The following is a 2,039-nucleotide window of genomic DNA, read 5'->3' on the forward strand; positions in this document are numbered from 1 at the left end:
GTCTAAACTGACGGGCTAATTCTTCGTATCCTTTGTTCTCGCTGAATAGTTACCACACAACCTGCTACTTATAATGGGCATTGGACTTCTTTACATGGAGATATTCGTATAACTGGGTTAAAGTATATGCAATGTGAGTTCGAACAATATGTAGCTCGTGAAAATAACAAAGCTTTTGTGGATTGGCCTATTAATAGAAAACCAAGTGGCGCATTTGTAGTAAGCGAGGGAACTGAACCAACATCTAAAAACATTCGCGCATTCAGACTTAAACAAGCAATGATAAACCTATGTCATTTAATTACTGAATTGTTCAATGAATTTATCAGTTTTTTCAAATTGATGTTTTGCAAACAATAATTCCTAATATCATTTTTAATTGGAATTGTCAAAAACGCTCTCTGTACCATTTGATAACATTTGGCAATAACTCATATTGTATTGATATTTAATGTTATATATTTGTCTACATCGTGATTTTTTCGTACCTTTATAGGTAGTAATCAGAAATAAATCAAAGATATGGGAGATATAATCATTACAGTACTGGGGCTATGGGTATTCATTAAAATTCTGAAAGTAATTTTTGGAGGATGGAGTAAAAGCGATTATCGGCGCGATAGATAGGACGGTTGAATATCGGTAGGCAGCTGCTGTTTAACCGTTGTATCTATATTGTGAGGAGCGTAGATTAAAGTCTTAATTCTCCCTCAGATTGAAATTTCACACCTAATCACAAGACGAATATGAATATACTAATCACGGGGGCAACCCATACAGGTAAAACAAGGTTGGCGCAACAGTTTCTTGAAACATACAAATTTCCTTATCTCTCCATAGACCATCTGAAAATGGGACTGATAAGGAGTGGAAATACTGCCTTGACTCCGGAAGATGATAATGAACTTCAGAAACTTCTTTGGCCAATCGTCAGAGAAATCATCAAAACTGCCATTGAGAACAACCAGAATCTGATTGTGGAAGGTGCATATATACCTTTTGACTGGTCAAATGACTTCGATTCTCATTACTTGGCAGAGATTAAATATCTATGCCTTGTTATGTCAAAAGAGTACATAGATCTCCACTATGCGGATATTCAGAAATACGAGAATGTCATAGAAAAGCGTTTGCCTGACACTATGCCCACCAAAGAAGAACTGATACAAGAAAACCGTTCATACTTGGAACAATGCCATAAACATGGATTAAAGTACATCTTGATAGACAGTACATATTCCGAACATCTGGTGACAGATTTTATCAAGGGTGGGCAGTGAGCGAGTTTCTTCTGTAAGCCCGATAATAGACAAAAGGTTTTGACTAATGGGATAAAACGAAGTCTTGGAGCGGTTGGCAAATCTTTTTGTATCGGGCGTTTCCGCCAGAGAGTCTTGCGAGAGTGAAGCAACGTGTAACATTGCGCAACCGAACAAGTCTCTTTAGGAAGAATAGAAGAAGCCGCTTACGGGAAGGGTGAAAAAGTATAAGGGCGCAACCATTAGAATATAACAGGCAAATCTACGAGCAAAAACAAAAGCGACCAAAGCCGCTTTGTTTTTTAAGGCGAGGCAGGAATTACTTCTTGCCTTTTTTCGTTTTCTTCTCAGGCTCTGCCGGAGCTTCCTCCTTGTCAGGCGTCGGATAGAACTTGTTGGCGACCATGACGATGCGATTATGTTTTACGCCGTCTTTGTCGGTCCACTCTTCGGGTTTGAAGTAGCCCTCCACGGTCAGCAGAACGCCCTTGGTTATCTGGGTGAGCGAATCGGTGCTGGTGTTGTTGCGCCAGGCTTCCACGTTGATGAAAGCGGAAACACGCTTTGTTTCCTCTCCATTCTTCTCCTGACGGCTTACTGCCAATGAGAAGCGTGCCACGCTTGCGTTTGCGAACTGACGGATTTCTGCGTCCTTACCTACGAATCCTGATACTGCGAAATTGTTCTCAATCTGTTTCATATTACAATGCTTTAAGTTGTTATTAATTTAAGTTTCGCAAGTCAGCATGAAAGTTTATAAGAGGGTATAAAAGAAGGCAT

Annotated in this window: 2 protein-coding genes; one reads left to right on the forward strand and one right to left on the reverse strand. The window is 39.7% G+C overall.

Annotated features, from left to right (window positions below):
* The first annotated feature begins 746 nt into the window (after positions 1-746).
* A complete protein-coding gene (locus E5355_RS18935) occupies positions 747-1,280 on the forward strand; it encodes an adenylate kinase (protein WP_136011539.1) in 534 nt (177 codons plus the stop codon).
* Between the two features lie 298 nt (positions 1,281-1,578).
* On the opposite strand, the gene E5355_RS18940 is transcribed toward E5355_RS18935, so the two are convergent.
* Positions 1,579-1,959, reverse strand: a complete 381-nt coding sequence (locus tag E5355_RS18940) for a single-stranded DNA-binding protein (protein WP_027200663.1) — start codon at positions 1,957-1,959, stop codon at positions 1,579-1,581.
* Positions 1,960-2,039: the final 80 nt, after the last annotated feature.

It is taken from the genome of Bacteroides muris (ex Afrizal et al. 2022), from assembly GCF_004793475.1.
GTDB lineage: Bacteria > Bacteroidota > Bacteroidia > Bacteroidales > Bacteroidaceae > Bacteroides > Bacteroides muris.

What these genes read in the sequence shown, in the direction of transcription:
- E5355_RS18935 (WP_136011539.1), top strand. Translation starts at nt 747, where the DNA reads ATGAATATACTAATCACGGGGGCAACCCATACAGGTAAAACAAGGTTG.
- E5355_RS18940 (WP_027200663.1), bottom strand. Translation starts at nt 1,959, where the DNA reads ATGAAACAGATTGAGAACAATTTCGCAGTATCAGGATTCGTAGGTAAG.